This window comes from Nonomuraea sp. NPDC049269, assembly GCF_043197155.1.
GTDB lineage: Bacteria > Actinomycetota > Actinomycetes > Streptosporangiales > Streptosporangiaceae > Nonomuraea.
Genome location: NZ_JBICSO010000001.1, coordinates 1,015,129 through 1,034,616 on the forward strand (window position 1 = coordinate 1,015,129; position 19,488 = coordinate 1,034,616).

20 protein-coding genes are annotated in these 19,488 nt (G+C 69.5%); 8 read left to right on the forward strand and 12 right to left on the reverse strand.

All coding sequences use genetic code 11. The features are described 5' to 3' along the window. Positions 1-124: 124 nt before the first annotated feature. Positions 125-1,594, forward strand: coding sequence for an alpha/beta fold hydrolase (locus tag ACGFNP_RS04725; protein WP_393314827.1), 1,470 nt, complete (start codon positions 125-127; stop codon positions 1,592-1,594). Positions 1,595-1,635: 41 nt separating this feature from the next. On the opposite strand, the gene ACGFNP_RS04730 is transcribed toward ACGFNP_RS04725, so the two are convergent. The 4 genes from ACGFNP_RS04730 to ACGFNP_RS04745 all read right to left on the reverse strand — a co-directional run bounded on the left by ACGFNP_RS04730 (position 1,636) and on the right by ACGFNP_RS04745 (position 5,653). Beyond that, complete coding sequence (locus ACGFNP_RS04730) at positions 1,636-2,112, reverse strand: DUF6328 family protein (protein ID WP_393314830.1); 477 nt, start codon at positions 2,110-2,112, stop codon at positions 1,636-1,638. A gap of 66 nt (positions 2,113-2,178) precedes the next feature. After that, a complete protein-coding gene (locus tag ACGFNP_RS04735) occupies positions 2,179-4,200 on the reverse strand; it encodes a xanthine dehydrogenase family protein molybdopterin-binding subunit (RefSeq protein ID WP_393314833.1) in 2,022 nt (673 codons plus the stop codon). Then, positions 4,197-5,168 (reverse strand): FAD binding domain-containing protein, encoded by a 972-nt coding sequence (locus ACGFNP_RS04740; protein WP_393314836.1) that lies wholly within the window; start codon positions 5,166-5,168, stop codon positions 4,197-4,199. Before ACGFNP_RS04740 ends, ACGFNP_RS04735 begins: the two co-directional genes overlap by 4 nt. Continuing rightward, complete coding sequence (locus tag ACGFNP_RS04745; protein ID WP_393314839.1) at positions 5,165-5,653, reverse strand: (2Fe-2S)-binding protein; 489 nt, start codon at positions 5,651-5,653, stop codon at positions 5,165-5,167. The genes ACGFNP_RS04740 and ACGFNP_RS04745 overlap by 4 nt, the downstream gene beginning before the upstream one ends. A gap of 98 nt (positions 5,654-5,751) precedes the next feature. Between ACGFNP_RS04745 and ACGFNP_RS04750 the strand changes: the two genes are divergently transcribed. Beyond that, a complete protein-coding gene (locus ACGFNP_RS04750) occupies positions 5,752-6,114 on the forward strand; it encodes a cupin domain-containing protein (protein WP_219539445.1) in 363 nt (120 codons plus the stop codon). Positions 6,115-6,207: 93 nt separating this feature from the next. After that, positions 6,208-6,798, forward strand: coding sequence for a DUF4291 domain-containing protein (locus tag ACGFNP_RS04755; protein WP_358329286.1), 591 nt, complete (start codon positions 6,208-6,210; stop codon positions 6,796-6,798). A gap of 225 nt (positions 6,799-7,023) precedes the next feature. Here the strand turns inward: ACGFNP_RS04755 and ACGFNP_RS04760 are convergent, their stop codons facing one another. Then, the gene (locus tag ACGFNP_RS04760; RefSeq protein WP_393314843.1) at positions 7,024-7,800 is read right to left on the reverse strand and encodes a helix-turn-helix domain-containing protein; all 777 of its coding nucleotides are present in this window, start codon (positions 7,798-7,800) and stop codon (positions 7,024-7,026) included. Positions 7,801-7,870: 70 nt separating this feature from the next. Here ACGFNP_RS04760 and ACGFNP_RS04765 point away from each other — a divergent pair, with 70 nt between their 5' ends. Both ACGFNP_RS04765 and ACGFNP_RS04770 read left to right on the forward strand, forming a co-directional pair. Further along, positions 7,871-8,677 (forward strand): phytanoyl-CoA dioxygenase family protein, encoded by an 807-nt coding sequence (locus tag ACGFNP_RS04765; protein WP_358329280.1) that lies wholly within the window; start codon positions 7,871-7,873, stop codon positions 8,675-8,677. After that, positions 8,674-8,934, forward strand: coding sequence for a hypothetical protein (locus ACGFNP_RS04770; RefSeq protein WP_393314847.1), 261 nt, complete (start codon positions 8,674-8,676; stop codon positions 8,932-8,934). Before ACGFNP_RS04765 ends, ACGFNP_RS04770 begins: the two co-directional genes overlap by 4 nt. 6 nt (positions 8,935-8,940) lie before the next feature. Here the strand turns inward: ACGFNP_RS04770 and ACGFNP_RS04775 are convergent, their stop codons facing one another. The 3 genes from ACGFNP_RS04775 to ACGFNP_RS04785 all read right to left on the reverse strand — a co-directional run bounded on the left by ACGFNP_RS04775 (position 8,941) and on the right by ACGFNP_RS04785 (position 11,757). Beyond that, positions 8,941-9,927 carry an NAD(P)-dependent alcohol dehydrogenase gene (locus ACGFNP_RS04775; protein ID WP_358329274.1) on the reverse strand — a complete coding sequence of 329 codons (987 nt, stop codon included), beginning with the start codon at positions 9,925-9,927 and terminating at the stop codon, positions 8,941-8,943. Positions 9,928-10,040: 113 nt separating this feature from the next. Beyond that, positions 10,041-10,742, reverse strand: coding sequence for a TetR/AcrR family transcriptional regulator C-terminal domain-containing protein (locus ACGFNP_RS04780; protein WP_358329271.1), 702 nt, complete (start codon positions 10,740-10,742; stop codon positions 10,041-10,043). Between the two features lie 64 nt (positions 10,743-10,806). Next, on the reverse strand, positions 10,807-11,757 hold the full coding sequence (locus tag ACGFNP_RS04785; RefSeq protein ID WP_393314851.1) for a helix-turn-helix transcriptional regulator: 951 nt from the start codon (positions 11,755-11,757) through the stop codon (positions 10,807-10,809). An 89-nt stretch (positions 11,758-11,846) separates the two neighbouring features. Between ACGFNP_RS04785 and ACGFNP_RS04790 the strand changes: the two genes are divergently transcribed. Then, positions 11,847-12,263: a VOC family protein gene (locus ACGFNP_RS04790; protein ID WP_358329266.1), complete on the forward strand. Its 417-nt coding sequence runs from the start codon at positions 11,847-11,849 to the stop codon at positions 12,261-12,263. A gap of 30 nt (positions 12,264-12,293) precedes the next feature. On the opposite strand, the gene ACGFNP_RS04795 is transcribed toward ACGFNP_RS04790, so the two are convergent. Beyond that, a complete protein-coding gene (locus tag ACGFNP_RS04795) occupies positions 12,294-13,415 on the reverse strand; it encodes an arabinogalactan endo-beta-1,4-galactanase (protein WP_393314854.1) in 1,122 nt (373 codons plus the stop codon). 196 nt (positions 13,416-13,611) lie between these two features. Beyond that, complete coding sequence (locus tag ACGFNP_RS04800) at positions 13,612-14,865, reverse strand: adenylate/guanylate cyclase domain-containing protein (RefSeq protein WP_393314857.1); 1,254 nt, start codon at positions 14,863-14,865, stop codon at positions 13,612-13,614. Between the two features lie 86 nt (positions 14,866-14,951). Between ACGFNP_RS04800 and ACGFNP_RS04805 the strand changes: the two genes are divergently transcribed. Further along, complete coding sequence (locus tag ACGFNP_RS04805; RefSeq protein WP_393314860.1) at positions 14,952-17,348, forward strand: DUF4132 domain-containing protein; 2,397 nt, start codon at positions 14,952-14,954, stop codon at positions 17,346-17,348. Between the two features lie 30 nt (positions 17,349-17,378). On the opposite strand, the gene ACGFNP_RS04810 is transcribed toward ACGFNP_RS04805, so the two are convergent. Together ACGFNP_RS04810 and ACGFNP_RS04815 are read right to left on the reverse strand one after the other, a co-directional pair. After that, a complete protein-coding gene (locus ACGFNP_RS04810) occupies positions 17,379-17,966 on the reverse strand; it encodes a restriction endonuclease (protein ID WP_393314863.1) in 588 nt (195 codons plus the stop codon). 189 nt (positions 17,967-18,155) lie between these two features. Continuing rightward, positions 18,156-18,722: an NADAR family protein gene (locus ACGFNP_RS04815; protein WP_393314866.1), complete on the reverse strand. Its 567-nt coding sequence runs from the start codon at positions 18,720-18,722 to the stop codon at positions 18,156-18,158. A gap of 106 nt (positions 18,723-18,828) precedes the next feature. Between ACGFNP_RS04815 and ACGFNP_RS04820 the strand changes: the two genes are divergently transcribed. Then, positions 18,829-19,485: a hypothetical protein gene (locus ACGFNP_RS04820; RefSeq protein ID WP_358329248.1), complete on the forward strand. Its 657-nt coding sequence runs from the start codon at positions 18,829-18,831 to the stop codon at positions 19,483-19,485. Positions 19,486-19,488 lie beyond the last annotated feature (3 nt).

The following is a 19,488-nucleotide window of genomic DNA, read 5'->3' on the forward strand; positions in this document are numbered from 1 at the left end:
AACTTTCCAAATACGCTTGCACGCCGCTTGGCCAGTGGCCTTAAAGAGCCTCGCAAGCAGTAGCCCCAACCATCGGAGAGTCAGCTAAGCGATATCCACTCGGCCGCCAGACGAGGACAGAGATATGCGACGCCTACTCGGGATCATCACCCCGTTAGTCATCGGCCTGCTGTCAGCAGGTTTCGTCACCGCCGGCCCGGCGGCGGCCCAGCCCGCACAGGCGTCCGACGGCGGCCTGAGTGCCTACTACGGCCAGCGGCTTGCCTGGACCCCCTGCAAGGGCGGTTTCCAGTGCGCGAAGCTCAAGGTTCCGCTCGACTACACCAAGCCGTCGGGCAAGCGGATCGAGATCGCGGTGATCAAGCTGCCGGCCAGGGGCGGCAAGCGGCTCGGCTCCGTGGTGACCAACTTCGGCGGCCCCGGCGGGTCGGGCATCGACCTCCTGAGAGCCACCGCGAAGACGAAGTTCACCGCCACCCTCCGCTCGCGGTTCGACCTGGTCAGCTTCGATCCGCGTGGCGTGGGCGCCTCCGCCCCCGTGCGGTGCATGCCCACCGCGGTGGCCGACTGGTACCACTCCGTCGACGACACCCCGGACTCGCGGGCCGAAGTGAAGATGTACAACTACGCGCAGCTGCGGCTCGCGCAGGCCTGCCAGGCCAACTCCGGCGCGCTCCTGCCGTTCGTGGGCACGCCGAACGCCGCACGGGACATGGACGTGCTCAGAGCCGCTCTCGGCGAGTCGCGCCTGACCTACATCGGCTTCTCCTACGGCACCCTGCTCGGCGCCACCTACGCGGACCTGTTCCCGGCCAGGGTGCGCGCGCTGGTGCTCGACGGCGCGGAGGACCCCTCCGTGAAGGCGGGCGACTTCGGCGCCGACCAGAGCGCCGGTTTCGGGGTGGCGTTCGACTCGTTCGCGCGTGACTGCTTCAAGCACAAGGACTGCCCCTTCACCAAGCGCACGGCCGTCAAGCGGATGCGGGCCCTGCACGACCGGACCGAGAAGGCGCCGCTGGTCAACACCTACGACGGCAGGCAGGCCACCCAGGCCATCGTGTACACCGGCATCCAGGGTCTCCTGTACGACCAGGGGGCATGGCCGGCCCTCCGGCAGGCGCTCGGCCAGGCCTTCAAGGGCGACGGCACGCTCCTGCTGCGGTACGCCGACGGTTACAACGAGCGGGGACCCGACGCGACCTACACCAACCTGATGGAGGCACACACGGCCATCGACTGCCTCGACCACCCGACCTGGAGGCAGGCGGTGCGCCACGCCAAGGCGATCAGGTCCGGCAAGCGCATGGCCGGCCCGTGCGACTTCTGGCCGGTCAGGAGCAAGACCGTCAACAAGGCGATCCACGCCAAGGGCGCGCCGCCCATCCTGGTGGTCGGCACCCTGCGCGACCCCGCCACGCCGTACAAGTGGGCCAAGGCGCTGGCCGCCCAGCTCTCGTCGGGCGTGCTGCTGAGCTTCGACGGCGACGGCCACACCGCCTACGGCACCGGCTCGGCCTGCGTCGACAGGACGGTGGACCGCTACCTGATCACCCGGGTCCCGCCGCGTGCCGGGAAGATGTGCCCGAAGATCTGATCCTCGGCTCCACCTGACCCTGGTCGCCCACGCGGCCGGGGTCAGCCGTTGTCGTCGTCCCCGTTGGCCGAGCGGTCGATCGCCGGTTGCACGAACCAGCTCCACACGGCCAGCAGGGCGATGAAGACGGCCGTGATCACCGCCATCGTGTTGTGGAACAGGTAGTCGACCACCAGCATGGTGGCCGCGGTCATCGAGACGGCCAGGGCCAGCGCCCCCGCGATGCCGTACAGGTTGGACCGGCGGACCAGCGTCTCCTTCAGCCCTTGCCGGAACAGCACCCGGTGCTGGGCGGCCGGGGCGATGTAGCAGATCGACGCGATCGCGGCACTGACCAGCGCCACGTAGAACAGCCGCCGATCGGCCAGGCTCAGCCTGTCGAACCCCGGCGAGAACGGGACCGTCAGCAGGAACGCGAACAGCACCTGAACCCCGGTCACCGCCACACGGGCGCTCTGCAGCAGCTCCACGAAGTTGCGGTCGGCCCGCTCTTTACGGGTCTCCTTGTCCGGTTCCATGTGCCTTCATCTACCGAAGACAGGGCATTTCATACCAAAAGCACGATCTATCAGCGCATTCCCGGGTCAGGCGAGCAGGCGGGCGGGGGTGATGGGCAGGTCGCGGACCCGGATGCCGGTGGCGTGGTAGACGGCGTTGCCGATGGCCGCGGCGGTGCCGACGATGCCGATCTCACCGATGCCCTTGGCGCCCAGCGGGTTGAGGTGCCGGTCGTCCTCCTCGATCCAGGCCGCGTCGATCCGCTCGATGTCCGCGCACACCGGGACGTGGTACTGGGCCAGGTCGCGGTTGCTGAATCCGCCGAACTCGTCGTCGGTGACGGTCGCCTCCATGAGCGCCATGCCCAGGCCCATCGTCATGCCGCCGACGAACTGCGACCTGGCCAGCTGCTCGTCGATGATCCGCCCGGCGGCGAATATGCCCAGCAGATGCGACACGCGTACCTCGCCGGTGTCCATGTCCACCCGGACCCGGGCGAACTGGGCGCCGAAGGCGTGCCTGGCAAGGTCCTCCTGCGCCTTGACGGCGTCGGTGGTGTCGGCGGCCCCGTGCTTGCCGTCGCGCAGCGCCTCCTCGCAGGCGGCCACGACGGCCGAGCCCCAGGAGGCCGTGCCCATGGAGCCGCCGGCCAGCGGGGCGGCGGGCAGATCGCTGTCGCCCAGCTCGACCCTTACCTGCTCGGGCGGGACGCCGAGCGCGGTCGCGGCGATCCTGGTCAGCGCGGTACGGGCGCCGGTGCCGAGGTCGACGGCGGCCACGCGGACCACGTAGCCGCCGTTCTCGACGGTGGCGGTGGCCTGGGACGGGCGCCGCATGGCCGGGTAGGTCGAGGAGGCGACGCCGGTGCCGATGAGCCAGCGCCCCTGGCGGCGGACGCCGGGTGTGGGATCGCGTCCCTCCCAGCCGAACCGGCGGGCGCCTTCCAGCAGGCAGGCCACCAGGTTGCGGGAGCTGAACGGCCGGCCGCCCGCCGGCTCGGCCTCCGGGTCGTTGAGCACGCGCAGCTCGACGGGGTCCATACCGGCGGCGATGGCCAGCTCGTCCATGGCCGATTCCAGCGCGTACATGCCGGGGCATTCGCCCGGAGCACGCATCCACGACGGGGTGGCGACGTCCAGCCGGACCAGCCGGTGGGCCGTGCGCAGCGCGGGTGTCTCGTACATGGTGCGGGCCGGGACGGCGGTCTGCTCGGCGAACTCGACCAGCGTCGAGCTCTGCTCGGCGACCTCGTGTTCGACGGCGGTCAGGCGCCCGTCGGCGTCGGCGCCGAGCCGCACCCGCTGGATCGTCGGCGTGCGGTAGCCGGTCACGTCGAACAATTGCTGGCGGGTCAGCGCCACCTTCACCGGCCGCCCGGCGGCGCGCGCCGCGAGGACGGCGAGCATGGTGCCGGGCCGGATGGTGCCCTTGGACCCGAAGCCGCCGCCGACGTGCCGGCACACCACGCGCACCCGCTCGGCAGGCAGACCGAGTGTCTTGGCGATCATGTCGCGAGCGGTGGACACGCCCTGCGTCGCGTCGTAGACGGTCAGGTCTCCGTCACCGCTCCAGACGGCGAGCGTGGCGTGCGGCTCCATCGGGTTGTTGTGCATGGCCGGCGTCGTGTACGTGACGTCCACGGTGAAGGCCGCCGCGGCCAGCCCGGCCGCCACGTCGCCCTTCTCGGTGTCGGCGGGATACCACGGGTTCACCTTCTCCGGCCGATAGAGCCCGGGATGGTCGCTACGCAGCCGTACGTCGTGCGGATCCTCCTGGTAGGTGACCCGCACCGCCCGCGCGGCCGCGCGGGCGTTGTCGTAGGTGTCGGCGACGACCGCGGCGACGATCTGCCCCCGGTAGGCGACCTCGCGGCGCTGGAACAGCCCGAGCTCGGGATCCACGTCGGGCGCCAGCTCGGGGGGATCCTCGCTGGACAGTACGCTCAGCACGCCCGGCATGGCGAGCGCCTCCGCCGCGTCGATCGAGGTGATGCGGCCCCTGGCGATCTCGGCCTGGACCGGGTAGGCGTAGGTGACGCCCTCGACGGGGTATTCGGCCGCGTAGGTCGCGCGGCCGGTGACCTTGTCGTGCCCCTCGATCCGGTTCATGGCGCCAGCTCCAGCAGGGTGCGGACGATGAGGTTGCGGGCCAGCGGCACCTTGTGCGCGTTGCGCGGCAGCGGACGGGCCTGGGCGAGCTCGGCGTCGGCGGCCCGGCCGAAGCTCTCCTCGCCCGCCCGGACGCCGCGCAGCGCCTGTTCGGCGCGCTCGCACCGCCACGGCGCGTGCGCCACTCCCCCGAGCGCGATCCGGCACTCGCGCACGGTCCCGTCCCCGTCGACGTCGAGGACGGCGGCGATGGACACCAGCGCGAACGCGAACGAGGCACGCTCGCGGACCTTGCGGTAGCGGGAGGCGCCCGGCGGCGGGGCGGGCAGGTGCACGGCGGTGACCAGCTCGCCGGGCTCCAGCACGGTGTCCCTGCCGGGCTCGTCGCCGGGCAGCCGGTGCAGCCCCGGCATCGGGATCACCCGGTCGCCGCCGGGCCCCGTGACGTGCACGCGGGCGTCGAGCGCGGCCAGCGCCACCGCCATGTCGGACGGATGGGTCGCCACGCAGGCGGTGGAATGCCCCAGGACCGCCAGGTTGCTGTGGTCGCCGTCGATCGCCGGGCAGCCGGATCCGGGCCGCCGCTTGTTGCACGGCTTGGAGACGTCCTGGAAGTACGGGCAGCGGGTGCGTTGCAGCAGGTTGCCGCCGACGGTCGCCATGTTGCGGATCTGCCCGGACGCCCCGGACAGCACCGCCCGCGCCAGCATCGGGTAGCGCTCGCGGACCAGCGGGTGGGCGCCGAGGTCGCTGTTGCGCACGGCGGCGCCGATCCGCAGCCCGTCGCCGTCGGGCTCGACGCGGTCGAGCGGCAGCCGGCTCACGTCCACCAGGAACTCGGGCTCGGCCACGCCCAGGCGCATGAGATCGACGAGGTTGGTGCCACCGCCCAGGTACATCGTGCCGGGCCGGAACCTGGCCACGGCGTCGGCGGGGTCGCCGGCCCGCGCGTACTCGAAGGATCTCACCGCGCCACCTCCACGATCGCGGTGACGATGTTCGGGTAGGCGCCGCACCGGCACAGGTTGCCGCTCATCCGCTCGCGGATCTCCTCGGCCGTCAGCGCCGGGTCGGTGGCCAGGTCGTCGGTGATGGCGCTCGGACCGCCCTCGGCCAGCATCCCGGCGGCCGAGCAGAGCTGGCCGGGGGTGCAGTAGCCGCACTGGAAGGCGTCGTGCTCGATGAAGGCCACCTGGAGCGGGTGCGGCCGGTCGCCGTCCGCCAGACCCTCGACGGTGGTGATGTTCGACCCGTCCTGCGCCACGGCCAGCGCCAGGCAGGCAAGGGCCCGCCGGCCGTCGATCAGCACGGTGCACGCGCCGCACTGACCGTGATCGCAGCCCTTCTTCGAGCCGGTCAGCCCGAGCCGTTCGCGCAGCAGATCCAGCAGCGAGACCCGCGGGTCCACGTCCACCGTCCGCCGCGTGCCGTTGACCTGCAGGGAGACCTCCATGGCGCTCGCCTACCCGGTGCGCGAACGGCTCAACCCGCCTCCGCCTTGTCCGGAGGAATGGGCGGTGAAAGACTTGACTATGACGAAGGGGGATCGTCATGATCGAAGTCAAGAGCATCGACAAGCCCGACGAACGCCGCGACTTCCCGATGGGGCATCTCGAGGTATGCAACCTGACGGGCCTGGCCTTCGGTGTCGCCACGTTCGAACCCGGATGGCGCTGGTCGGCGTCCATCAAACCGATCGTGGGCACCGATTCGTGCCAGGTCCACCACAACGGGTTCGTCGTCCGCGGCCGGCTCCGCATCCGGATGGACGACGGCACCGAGGCCGAGATCGGGCCGGGAGAGGTCTTCGTCGCCCCGCCCGGACACGATGCCTGGGTGGTCGGTAACGAGCAGGTCGAGGTGTACGACTTCGCGGGCGGCGCCGCGGAATACGCCAAGGCACGCAGCTTCTAGACAGCGGCTTGCCGCGGGGGTGACGCTTCGCGGCGAGCCCATAAGCGTTAATCCCGTTGCCGGGTCTGGACCCTGTTCGCCAGGCTGAGCGGCATGAACGTGCCCTACCGCCAGATTCGCGCCGCCTACACCGAGGAGTCGATCACCGTCTACCAGGCGTACGACCCGGCCATCGCCGCTCCCGCGGTCGCCGCGCAGCGGTTCGTGGCGCCCTTCAAACGGGACCGGATGACCTGGATCAAGCCGTCGTTCCTGTGGATGATGTACCGCTGCGGCTACGCGACCAAGCCCGGCCAGACCCGCGTCCTGGCCATCGACCTCACCCGTGACGGTTTCGCCTGGGCGCTGGCCCACGCCTGCCTCAGCCACCCTGACCGGGACGGCGATCAGGAGAGCTGGAAGGAACGCCTGCGGCGCAGCCCGGTCCGCGTCCAATGGGATCCCGAGCGCGGCCCGCGCCACAACGCCCTCCCCCACCGATCCATCCAGATCGGCCTGTCGGGCCGGGCCGTCGACCACTACCTCGACGACTGGACGGTCGCGATCACCGACATCACCGACCGGGTCCGCGATCTCCACACCGCGCTCCGCGACCGCCGGGACGTGACCGGCCTGCTCCCGCTGGAACGCCCCTACCCGCTGCCGGAAGACCTCGCGCAGACCATCGGCGCGACCACCGCCTGACCCACGCGCCCCACGATCGGCCCCGCACCGCACACGCGATCCACGCGCCCCACGATCGGCCCCGCACCGCACACGCGATCCACGCGCCCCACGATCGGCCCCGCACCGCACACGCGATCCACGCGCCCCGCGATCGGCCCCGCACCGCACACGCGATCCACGCGCCCCGCGATCGGCCCCGCACCACTCACGTGATCCCCGTGCCCCGCGATCGACCCACACCGCTTACGTGATGCGACCGCGGCCCCGGATGGCCCGTGGCGACGCGCCGAGTTCGCGACGGCAGGCCTTGTTGAACGCCTGCAGGTCGGGGATCCCGACCACCGCGGCGATGGCCGAGATCGACAGCGTCGACTCCCGGAGCAGGTGGCGGGCCCGTTCCATGCGGCGGCGCCGGATGTAGGCGATCACCGTGTCTCCGGTCTCGGCGCGGAGCAGCCGGGTGAGCTGGTTGTGCGACATTCCGGCCGCGGCGGCGACCTCCGGAACCGTCAACGGCCCGGCCAGGTTGGCCTCGATGTGGGCGACGGCGGCCGAGACGGCGGCGTGCGAGCGGCCGCCCTCCCGGTCGGGAGAGAGCTGGGCGATGCGCCAGAGCACCGCCCACACTTCGGCGACGGCCCGCGACGGCGTTCCCGGCCACGCTGCGACGGCCTGCCGGAGCATCCCGGCCAGCAGCGGCGCCTCGGCACCGGCGTCCTGCATCACCGGCACCGTATGCGCCTGGCCTGCCTCCGCCGGGCGCAGGTGCGCGTACAGGTGCTCCGAGCGGCCCCGATAGCGGTAACGCACCTGTGTGCCCGGCGGTATCAGGCTCACGCGGCCCGGCCTGATCGGATGCGGCGTGCCGTCGATCTCCACCTCGGCCGGGTAACCGTACAGGTGCAACTGCCACAGGTCGGGCAGCCGGAACACGTCTGTCAGGCTGCGGATCCCATGCACGCCCACCCCGACGTTCGCCACCGACGGCGGCTCGTCCAGCCTGATGAGCACTCGATCCATGGTGAAACTTAACCACAAGTCGGTGAATGCATCCCATTACAAGGATGTGTGGTGTCTTTAGGTTCGACGTATGCAAACCACCTTGCTGACCTCAGTACAGATGGCCCGCTTCGTGGCACATGGCGCCCTGCGGATGGACGCGGTCGTGCCCGCGGAGATGAACGAGCAGGCGATCGACGTGCTGGAGGCGGGAATCCCGGCCGTGCCGTACGGCACGCCCGTGACCGAAGCCTTTCCGGCGGGCTCCTTCGCCCGCCGGCTCGTCGAACTGCCCGCCGTCGCGGGCGCGCTGCGGAGCCTGGTCGGGCCGGACCCGACCGTCGACCATCACGCCGTGCACATCCGTGAGCCGCACGGAGGAAGCGCCCAGCCGCTGCACGGCGACGCGATCATCGACACCCGGATGGACGCCTTCGACGTGCAGCTCATGTACTACCCGCACGAGGTGACCGCCGACATGGGCGGCACCCTGAGCGTGCCGGGCAGCCATCTGCGCCGCACCAACGAGAGCGACACCGGCCGCTACCAGAACCTGCGTGGTCAGACCCGGCTGACCTGCCCCGCGGGCACCGTCGTCATCCTGCACCACGGCCTCTGGCACGGCGGGCGGCGCAACGACGGTGACGTCCGCAGGTACATGTTCAAGATCCGGTTCAATCCCACCGTGCCGCAGGTCCGCCTGTGGGACACCTCCGACCTCGACAAGCCGGACGTGCTCACCGAGCTGAGCCGTCGTTTCCCCTGGTACGAGCCGGCCACCGGGCGTCTGGAGGTCTACAACCGGGTCAGGCTCTGGCGGGCGCTGACCGGCGACGCCACCTTCGACATCGACTACTTCATGACCCGCGTCAGCAACCGCCCTGGGAGGGTCGCGTGAAGCAGCAGGTTCTCGTTCTCTATCTGGCCACTTCGGCGCTCGACGCCGCTGTCGTCGGCTGGTCCCAATACGACGGCACCGGTGCGACCAACCCCACGACGGGCGACGGCGACGAGCCGCCCTATGAGACGGGTGTCGAGGCGCTGCGTGACGGCTGGCGGCTGTTCCAGGCCTCCCAGCTGATCCCGCCGTACCCCGGCCACGAGTACGACACCTCGTTCCTCAAGCACGAGTTCTTCTTCGAGAAGCTGTCCTGAGCCCGCTCAGACCGCTATGACGACCTTGCCCGGGACGTGCCCCTCTTCCTGGTATTTGACGGCCGCCGGGATCTCCTCGAACGGGTAGCTGCGGTCGATGACCGGAGTGACCTTGCCGGCTTCGATGAACTGGGTCAGCGTCATCAGGTTCTGTCGGTTCTCGGTGCATCTGACCACGTCTGTCATGACCATTCTCTGGGACACGAACGGCGACACCGCCAGCGCCGCGAACACGTGACCAGCCGGTTGGAGCCATCGGCTGGGCGCCCCGCCGATGGCGACGTAGGTCCCCTTGGGCGTCAGCACCCGCCGGCAGGCCGTTCCTGAGCGGCCTCCGGCGATGTCCAGCAGGAGATCGTAACGCCGGCCGTTCCGTGTGAAGTCCTCTTTGGTGTAGTCGATGATCTCGTCCGCGCCGATGGATCGGACCAGGTCGGCGTTCCGGGTGCTGCAGACGCCGGTGACCTCCGCGCCGAACGCCTTGGCGAGCTGCACGGCGAAGGTCCCCACACCCCCCGAAGCCCCGTTGATGAGGACCTTCTGCCCCGGCTGGATCCGCCCCTGGTCGCGCAGGCCCAGCAGGGCGGTGTTGGCCGCCATCGGCACCGCCGCCGCCTGCTCGAAGGTGAGGTTCTTCGGCTTCGGCGCCAGTTCGCCCTCCCGGACGCAGACGTAATCGGCGAAGCCGCCCTGGTTGACCTGCGCGAACACCTCATCACCGGGGCTGAACCCCGTCACGTCCGCGCCGACCGCCTCGACCTGTCCCGCCATGTCGGCGCCCAGGATGCTGATCTTCGGCCCGCGTAGCCCGAGGCTGCCGGGCATGAGGCGCGCGATGTACGGCTCGCCTCTGAGGTGGTGCCAGTCGTAGGGCTGGACGGAGGTGGCCCGCACCCGGACCAGCACCTCGTCGTCGCGGGGCACGGGCTTGTCGATCTCGGTGACGGCCAGGTCATCGGGTGAGCCGTACGAGCGTAAGACGATCGCCTTCATCACGCCTCCTTGGTTTCGTACAACGTAAGTCGTACGTCGTAAGGTACTCTTACGGCGTAAGGCAGTCAAGGAGGGCTGTCCATGAGAAGTACCGGCGATCGGTGTCGCGAAGGTCAGGCGGTCTCGCGCATCCTGTCGAGCCCGTCGAGGATCAGATCGAGCCCGAACTCGAACTCGGTCTGGTCGTCGCACCAGCCCAACGTGGAGTCGGGGTCGTCATGGGCGATCTCCCTGAGCATGCCGACGAGGTGAGGCAGTTTCTCCGCCATGCTTTCGAGCATGGCCGTGGATTCCTCGTCACCGGCCCCGTCACCCGGATCGAACATCTCCTGGGTGAACCCCAGAGCCCGGCTCCCCAGGGCGTGCAGCGCGTGGTGGGCCAGGTCGTAGGAGAAGCCGCCGTCTCGCATGAGCCCGATCAGGGCATCGAAATACTGCACGACGGGTGGACTCACGTCGGCACGTGTCTCGAAGACGCGCGGCGCCCAGGGGTGGCGCAGGAAGACCTCGCGGGCGGTCAGAACTCTCTGACGCACGGCCGTCTTCCAGGCCGCGCCCTTGGAAGGCACGTCGATCCGGCCGACGGCCTCGTTGATCTCCCCGGCGATCACCTCGACGATGCCGTCCAGCACGTCTTCCTTCTTGGCCACGTGGTAGTAGAGCGACATCGCCTCGGCGCCGACCTCTTCCGCGAGGCGGCGCATCGTGAGCGACTCGATGCCGCTCTCGTCGGCGAGCTTGACCGCGGCCCGTAGCACCCGATCTCTGCTCAACGGGATGCGGGGTTCGGTCCTTGGTTCGTTCCGGGTGGCCACCTAGATCAACCCTCCTCCGCGCCCCATCGTACAAGGTAAGTTTGCGCCCCGAACTGCTGTCGGATCAGCGCTCGCCGGCGTAGCGACCGGCCAGCTCGGCGCCGATCCGCGCCAGCTCGGCCCGGACGGATCGCGGCTCGACCACCTCGATCATCGCACCCCAACCGGCGAGGTTCCGGGCGATGTCCAGTGGGGTCGGTGCGGCGAGGCGGACCCGGACCCGGCCGTCATCGAACTCGCCGTCGGTGTGGCAGTGGCGTCCGAAGTGGGTGCGCAGCACCGGGACGAACCTGGCCTCGATGAGCACGGTCGCCCAGGTATGTGACCGCCGCCGCTCCACCTCGCCGACGACCTGCTGCCAGGCCGTGTCGAGCGCGAAGTCGTCCGGGCGCTCGGCGGGCTGGTCGGTCGGCTCGGCCTCGATGATCCGGTCGACGCGGAAGGTGCGCTGCCCGCGTTCGGTCCCGGCGATCAGGTACCAGATGTCGTCCTTGTCGACCAGGCCCCACGGGTCGACCAGCCGTTCGCTCCGTTCGCGGGCGCCGCTGGTGTAGGTCAGGCGGACCTTCCGCCGGCGGATCACCGCGGCCTGCAGCAGATCGACCATCTCGGGCCGGCGACGATCCCGCTCGCCCCACCGGGTCGGGTCGATCATCGTGGCACTGGCGGCCGCCTCGGCGTCGGCCCGGAAAGTCTGCGGCAGCGCCCGTACGAGCTTGCGCAGCGCCGCCTTGGCCTCGCCCGAAACGGCCGCGGCCGGGCCGACCAGCAGGAACAGCGCCTGCGCCTCGGTCGCCGACAAGCCACTGAGGTCGGTACGGGCCCCGCCGACGAGCGACCAGCCGCCACCGCGTCCGGCCTGCGGATATACCGGGATGCCCGCCGCGGACAGCGCCTCCAGGTCGCGGCGCGCGGTGGCGACGGACACCTCGAGCTCGTCGGCCAACTCGGCGGCGGTCACCCGGCCACGGCTCTGCATGAGCAGGAGGGCGGCGACGAGTCGATCAGCGCGCATATCCCTCCAGAAAAGTGCTCAATTGGTGAGCACTTTAGCTTGGAAGATAGTCCTTGTCACCGACCCTCGACCGAAAGAAGGAACCACCGATGCTGCGAGGACTCACCACCGTCAGCTTCTTCGCCGACGACATCAAGGCCGCCCAGGAGTGGTACACGGAGCTGCTCGGCATCGAGCCGTACTTCGTCCGCCCGATCGAGGGGCCGCCCGCGTACGTGGAGTTCCGCATCGGCGACTACCAGCACGAGCTCGGCATCGTCGACAGCCGATTCGCCCCCCACGGCCGGTCAGGCCAGGCCGGCGGCGCGGTGACCTACTGGCACGTGGACGATGTCCAGGCCGCCTTCGACCGGCTGCTCTCCCTGGGCGCCACAGAGCACGAGAAGCCGGTCGAGCGCGGCCCCGGATTCGTCACCGCGTCCGTGGTCGACCCCTTCGGGAACCTCCTCGGCGTGATGTACAACCAGCACTACCTGGACGTTCTCGGCTCGCGGGCGGAGGCGTGATCTTCTACGCGAGCACCACCGCCGAGCTCGCTACGGGGTCCACCTGATGCTCGGGTTGATGCTGCCGGTCCAGTTGAAGGTGGCCATGTTGTCCCACTGGTCGCCGGTGCCGTTGATGTTGGCCGGGTCCCAGCCGTTGCCGGAGATGGCGTACCAGGTCGGTTCCCAGTAGAAGACGCCGATCGCGCCCGCGCCGCGGGCGGTGTTCTGGACCGCGGTGAACTCGCTCGCCTGCCCCGCCCATGTGGCCGGGTAGCCCGAGCACGGCGCCGATCCGGTCACGACGTTCCCCTCGCTGTCGGCGTTGGCCGCGGTGAACGGGTAGGCGGTCTCCGCCACGATGACCGGCTTGCCGTACCGGGACCTCGCGTCGGTGATCACGCTGGACAGAGTGGACAGCGAGCCGTGCCACATGCAGTAGTACGACAGGGCGGTGATGTCCCACGGCACGCCCTTGGCCTTGATGCCGTCGTAGAACCAGCGTGCGTTCGCGAGGCTGTCGGCGTCCGCGGTGTGGATGATCACCTGGGTGCCGCTGTTGCAGGCCTTGGTCGCGTTGTAGCCGGCCTTCAGCAGCAGGCTCAGGTTGGTGAAATCGTTGTTGATGACCTTGCCGTCGTTCCAGAGCATCCCGACGTTGATCTCGTTGCCGATCTGCACGCTGTCCGGTGTGGTGCCCTGCGCCTTCAGGCTGTTGCAGATGTCGTAGGTGTAGTTGTAGACGTCGGTCTGGAGTTGGCTGATGCCGTGACTCGCCCACGCCGCCGGCTTGAACTGCTTGCCCGGGTCGGCCCAGGTGTCCGAATAGTGGAAGTCGATCATCAGGCCGAGCCCCCTGGCCTTGACCGTCTTGGCGTAGGCCAGGACCTTCGCCTTGTTGTTGTAGCCGCTTGCCGGGTTGTTCCAGATGCGTAAGCGGACGTAGTTGACGCCGACACCGGCGAGGATGTCCAGCGGGTCGGCGGCCGTACCGGCGGCGTTGTAGTACTTGGCGCCGAGGTCCAGGCTCCGCTGGACCGACGAGATGTCGGCGCCGCGCATGGTCAGCGTGGCGGCCGAGGCGGGCGCGGGGTTCACCAGGACGACCGCGAGCAGCGTCGCCAGTGTCAGCAGCAGCGCGCCCCCGATCCTCCGAACGCGGTACGCGGTCATGGGCTCTCCTTGATCGGCGGGGTGGTCCTGTGAACGTTCACGGACTACTGCCAGGCCATAAATCTAGATAATTCGCCCATTTAGGTCAGCTTCATGCTGTGAACGTTCACAGACGGTCTTGAGGTTGAGGATAAAGAAGGACCCCGCACTGGGGAAGAGCGAGTTTCGACTTCGTTTGCCAGAGGCGGCCGAGCCGTCATCCCTCGAAATAGGCCATCCGCACCCCGGAGACAGTGCGCTGGACGGCGGCGAACCCGTCCAGATGGATGTGCTCGCGCAGAGCCTCGCTCAGATAGACGCGACCGGGCGCGCCGAGATCCTGCGCCATCTTGGAGGCGAGATTCACCGGCGCACCGGCGATGTCCCAGCCGCCCCCAGGCGTCTGTCCGGCCAGCACCGGCCCGTCGGCCACCCCGATCCGGCAACTGATCTCGTGCTCGGCCAGTCCCGCGCGCAGGCTCTGCGCGAACCGTACGGCCGGCCCCGGATCCTCGAACAAGTAGATGGCCAGCGGACCGGCGATCTTGATCTCGACGGCGCCCCGCGCGGGCATGAGACGGAGTCCGGTCTCCTTCATCACGGCCGACAGGCTCAGCCCTCTCAGCAACCCGAGCTCAGGCGTCTCGGCCGGGGCGACGCTCCGTTCGACCAGGACCACGGTCCGGTGCTGAAGATGCTCGGCGGTGAGTTGTTCGGCCAACTCGGCGTCTTCGGGACTGTGCTCCAGCCGCAGCAGGTCGGCGTAGAAGGCCGCGGAGTAGGGAATGGGGTACGGCTGGCCCTCGACCGGTCGCACATCATCCAGCCTGGGGCCGTCGAGCACCTGGTACACGGCGCCGACCGGACTCTCGGGGCCGTCTTTGCGCCGTATGACGAAGGAATGGTCACCGGGCAGCCGGTCGACGACCGCCGCCGTGACCGCGAGCTCCCCGCCTTCGGTGTGGTTCTCGGCGATCTCCTCGATCGCGTCCGCCTCCGCGCCGTACAGCCCACCGGACAGGTCGTAGAAACTCCCGTGATGCACGCCGATGCCGACCCGGGCCCGGCAACAGCGTTCGATCTCGTCCTGAACCTTCAACAGGGCCGACAGCAGCACCCGCGCGTCTGTCGCGTCCGAATGGAACATCTGGGCGTTGTCGGCCGCCCAGACGCCCACCGCCTCTCCCCCGATCGCCTTGGCGTAGGCGTACAGGATTCGCTTGGGCCGGTCGATGACCGCGAGCACCTCCAGCAGGCCCAACCGCTGACTGAGCTTCGTCAGCCCGGCCGAGTCGGACACCACGTTGTAACCGCGAGTGGCATGCCGGCTCAGGAGACGCCGCGCGTCAGTGGCGCTCTGACCGCTGTCCCGCCACTGCTCGATCACCGCCAGCGGCAGGCCGGTGGCGGCGCCTTGCGCGGTGTCGAAACGGCCTGGGATGTACGCGCCCGTGGGGGGTTCGGAAGCCACCCGACCAGCGTATATCACTTAATGAAATCGCATGAACACTTTATGTGACTGGCTTTTCTGTCGGAGGGCCTCGGCAAGATCCTCACATGCGCGAATTCACCGTGGATGAGACGGTCACGGCCGCCTTCGCCTCCGCGAGCTGGGTCATGGAGACGATCGAACGGGAACGTGATCTGCAGGGACGATCCCACGCCGCGCTCAGACAGGATGACCGAGACGAGCGGCGGGCCATGAAGCTACGGCATGAGGCCGAGCAGGTCCGGCGGGAACTGGGGCGGCGGCTGCGCCGCGCGGAGGGCGCCGAGCGCCGGGCCGCCGCGATCTGCCTGGCGCGACCCGAGCTGGCCGACCACCCCCAGGAACTGGAGTGGGCCCTGTCCGACTCCAGCGGCTGGACCGCCACCGACGTGGCCGCGCTGATCTCGGTCCTGGACTGCCGGGAGCCCTACGACTGGGACGACACCTGGGTGTCCCGGGTCGTGGATCTGGCGCTGGAGTTCGACATCACCGGGCGGCATCCCCTGCGGGAACCGCTCACCCGGCTGATCGAAGGCATGGCCGACAGCTGCCTGCCCGCCGACGACCGGCGACGCCTGCAGCGCCGGATCGCGCTGGCCCTGCGCGACGATCCGGCGGCACTGCCGCTGTCGGCGCTGGTACGGGCCGACGCCTGGGCCTCGTCCGTGCGCGAGTATCTCGGTGACGCGCCCGCGCCCCACCTGGTCGAGCTGGTCGAGCATCTGTGCGAGCTGCGAACGCCGCGGCCCGGTCAGAAGTGGCGTGCCCGATGCCTGACCCTGCTGGCGCCCGCCGGTGCGCGTGAGCTCGTGCGGTTCGCGCTGGCGGCCTTCGTCTGCGAGCCGTCCTTCGGCAGGTACCGGCGCGTGGTGTCCGATTCGAACACCGAGGTGGCCCGTGGAGCAATCTGGGCGGCGACGCTGGCCCGGGTCGACGCTCTGGTGGCCGGTTTGACGTGGTTGGCCGACCAGCTCGGTGGTGACCGTACCGGATTCGTGCAGGACCTGGCCGTCGCGGGTGCCGCGATCAACGCGCTCGGCGAGTGCGAAGACCCACAGCCACTCTGGCGGCTGCGGACCTCGCTCAAGAACCGGGCACTGCGCAAGCAGGTCGACGCCGCGCTCGCCACGGCCGCCGGACACGTCGGGACGACACCGGCCCGCATGCTGGAGCGGGGGGTGCCGACACACGGACTCGCCGCCGACGGGACCCGGTCGTGGCGCCTGGGCGACCACACCGTGGTGCTGACCGTCCAGGACGCGGTCACCGTACGGCTCGGCTTCACCGCCCCCGACGACACCGCGATCCGTGCTCTGCCCCCGGCGGTCAGCGAAAGGCATGCCAAGGAGCTCAAGGCCATCAAGTCCGTCCAGCAAGAGGTCCGCCAGACACTGGCCGCCGAGCGCGTCCGCTTGGAGGAGCTGTTCACCGTCGACCGGACCTGGTCGCATGAGGACTGGATCCGTCACTACCTGGACCATCCGATCACCGCGGTGGTGGCGCGCGGGCTGATCTGGGAGGCGGATGGGAAGGCCTTCCTTCCCGGCGACGCCCCGCCCGGGGCCGAGGTCCGGCTGTGGCATCCCGCGCGCGCCCCGCTGGGAGAAGTGACGGCCTGGCGGGAGATGATGACCGGACGACGGCTGCGCCAGCCGTACAAGCAGGCCTTCCGGGAGGTCTACCTGCTCACCCCCGCCGAGGAGACCACCGGCGTCTACTCCAACCGGTTCGCCGCCCACATAGTCGACCACCCGCGGTTGTACGCGCTGCTCAAGAAGCGCGGCTGGCAGACCACCTGGCTGCGGGCCTCCGGCGACGATGCCGTGGCCAAGAAGGAACTGGCCGAGGGCGCCTGGCGGGCCCGCTTCCGGTATGAGACCGCAGCCGTGGCCGACCACGCGGTGACGCTGGCCGCCACCGACCAGGTCCGCTTCGACCGGCGCCACGGGCGTGCCTGGCGGGAGACACCCCTGGCGCAGGTGCCGCCGCTGGTGTTCAGCGAGGCGATGCGGGACGTGGACCTGTTCGTCGCGGTCACCTCGATCGCCGCCGACCCGGACTGGATCGACCGGGGCGAGGAGCGTTTCGGCGGCTACTGGCGCGAGGTCGCCGCCGGCGCGCTGGCTCCGTCGGCCGAGGTCCGCCGCGACGCGCTGGCCCGGATCCTCCCCCGTACGGCGATCGCCGACCGCTGCACGCTCACCGACCGCTACCTGGTCGTCCGCGGCGACCTACGCGCCTACAGGATCCACCTGGGCAGCGGCAACATCCTCATGAGCCCCGGCGACGTCTACCTCTGCATCGTCACCGCCCGCAAGCGCGACGCCAAGCTGTTCCTGCCCTTCGAGGAGGACGGCCAACTGGCTCTCATCCTCAGCAAGGCCTTCCTCCTCGCCCACGACAACAAGATCACCGACGAGACCATCCTCCGGCAGATCCAGGCCGCGTCCATACCGCTGCGCTAATACCGTCCACCAACGCAATTGTTCACGGGATCAGCCTGCGGGCTCGTCTCCTTCGATCAGGATCCCAGCCGGCCGTGCGGGCAGGAGCGAGACGGCGCCCAGCAACCAGTCGGCCAGCCGGTCGCGTTCGACCAGGATCAACGGCTCCCGGGCGCCGAGCGCTTCCAGCCGGGCCTGCCGGGTCAGCCGTCCCGAGGTGACCAGGACTCCGGTGTGCCCGGCGAAGGTGTTGGCGAGCGCTCCCAGGAAGTTGCGGACCTCGGGCGCACCCACTGTCCTGCTGTAGCGCTTGCACTGGACGGCGTACTTCCCGCATCCCGAGGCGATGGCGGTGATGTCCACCCCGCCGTCGCCACTGCGGCCTCGTTCCCGGACCTGGCGGAAGCCGTCGGCGATCATCCGCTCGGCGACCAGGTGTTCGAACTGCGATCCGGACATCCGGTCGACCTTCTCCAACTCGACGTTGGCCGCCAGGAAGCGTCGTCTCCGTGCCTCGATGACCCGGTATCGGAGGAGGAGCCCGCCGCCGAACACCGCCAGGGCCAGGCAGGCGATCACGGCCGCCCATCCTGGGTAGTGGCGGACGAACTGCACCACGACCGCCCCTGCGATGACCACACCCACAGCTCCCAGGACCCATATGTCCTGTCTGCTCCGTGGCCTTCTCTTGCCGGTTCCCCGCCTGGATCCCCTCGCCATGGGTTCCTCCTGAATGGGTGACGTCATGGCGAGTGTGAGCCGACGGTCCGACAGAATCGCCATACTCGCCGGACGAACGAGCTCCGACGGACCGCACAAGACTCCCGGCTACAGTCCCGTCACCAGCGCGTCGCGGGCGGCCATCAGGGCGAAGCCCAGCAGGTTCAGGCCCCGCCAGGTTGCCGGGGAGGCGGCGCGCTCGTCGTGGGCGGTCAGGCCGATGCCCCAGACGCGGTCCACCGGGCTGGCCTCGACCAGGACCCGGTCGCGGGTGGCCAGCAGGAACTCCCGGAGGTCGGGGTGCTGCCCGAACTTGGCGGAGTTGCCGCGGACCACGATGTCGAACCGGCGAGCATCCCAGACCGCTTCGTCGAAGCCACCCACGGTCCGGCCGAGCGCCTTGGCCTCCCCCGGGTGACCCGCGGCGAGGATCTGGGCGGCGGTGGCGTGGTCGTCGAACAGCCAGGCCTTGTGAGCCATCATGTAGTGCTCGGCCGAGGCGAAGACGTGCCCGTCCTCGGTGAAAGAGACCGGCCACCACTGCGACAAGCACCCAGGACCGACGCTCCCATCACGAGTGGGCCGGTGCCCCCAGAAGAACAGGTAGCGCAGGATCTGGCCCGCCTGCTCGGCGGCGATCGCCTCGTCCACGGTGTACGGGAGTCGCTTGACCACGTCGACACCGTCCCACAGACACCCTGACCTCGGCCAACCGGTTTTCGGCTGGATCGGCGACCACACGTGGTCGATGATGGCCGAACAGCACCAAAGGGGGAACGGCATGGCTACCACGGACCCCAGCAGCGACCAGGGCGACGACGGCTCGCGACCGGTACACCAAAGGACGGCGAGCGTGGCCTTTCGCCGGGCCGGCGCGGCCTGCGCGGTGGTGCTGGTCATCGCATATCTCGCTTATCTGGTGGTGATTCCTTTCGGGCTGGTTGACGGTGGTGACCGGCTGGGGCTTCCAGAGATCGTGCTGGCCATCGCGCTGCTCGTCGGTGCGAGTTTCTCGGCTTCTTCCTACTCCATCACCGACTTCACGATCGGACCCGGCGGATTCAGCGCGCGGCTCGCCCAGTATGAGAAGCGCCAGAACTCACTCGAAGCCGACGTGAACGCGTTACGGATCGCGCTGACCGGCTTGGTGACCAAATTCGAGTGGGATCATCTGCGGCGGCTGACGGAACAGCCGATGGTGATGGTCAGATTCCGCGAAGACCGGAAACTCCAGCTCGAACTCGAGCGGCTCGACGCGATGGGCTTCATCAAACCCAAGGACAACGTACGCGGCCTCAACGCCATAGTGGATGACCACGCGGGCGATTCCGATGAATTCGACCTGAAGAACTACGTGGAGATCACTGATGACGGCGCGGACTATCTGGAACTCCGCAAGCGCCTGAAGGACGGCGAAAGCGGCTCCACCCCCGATTGACGC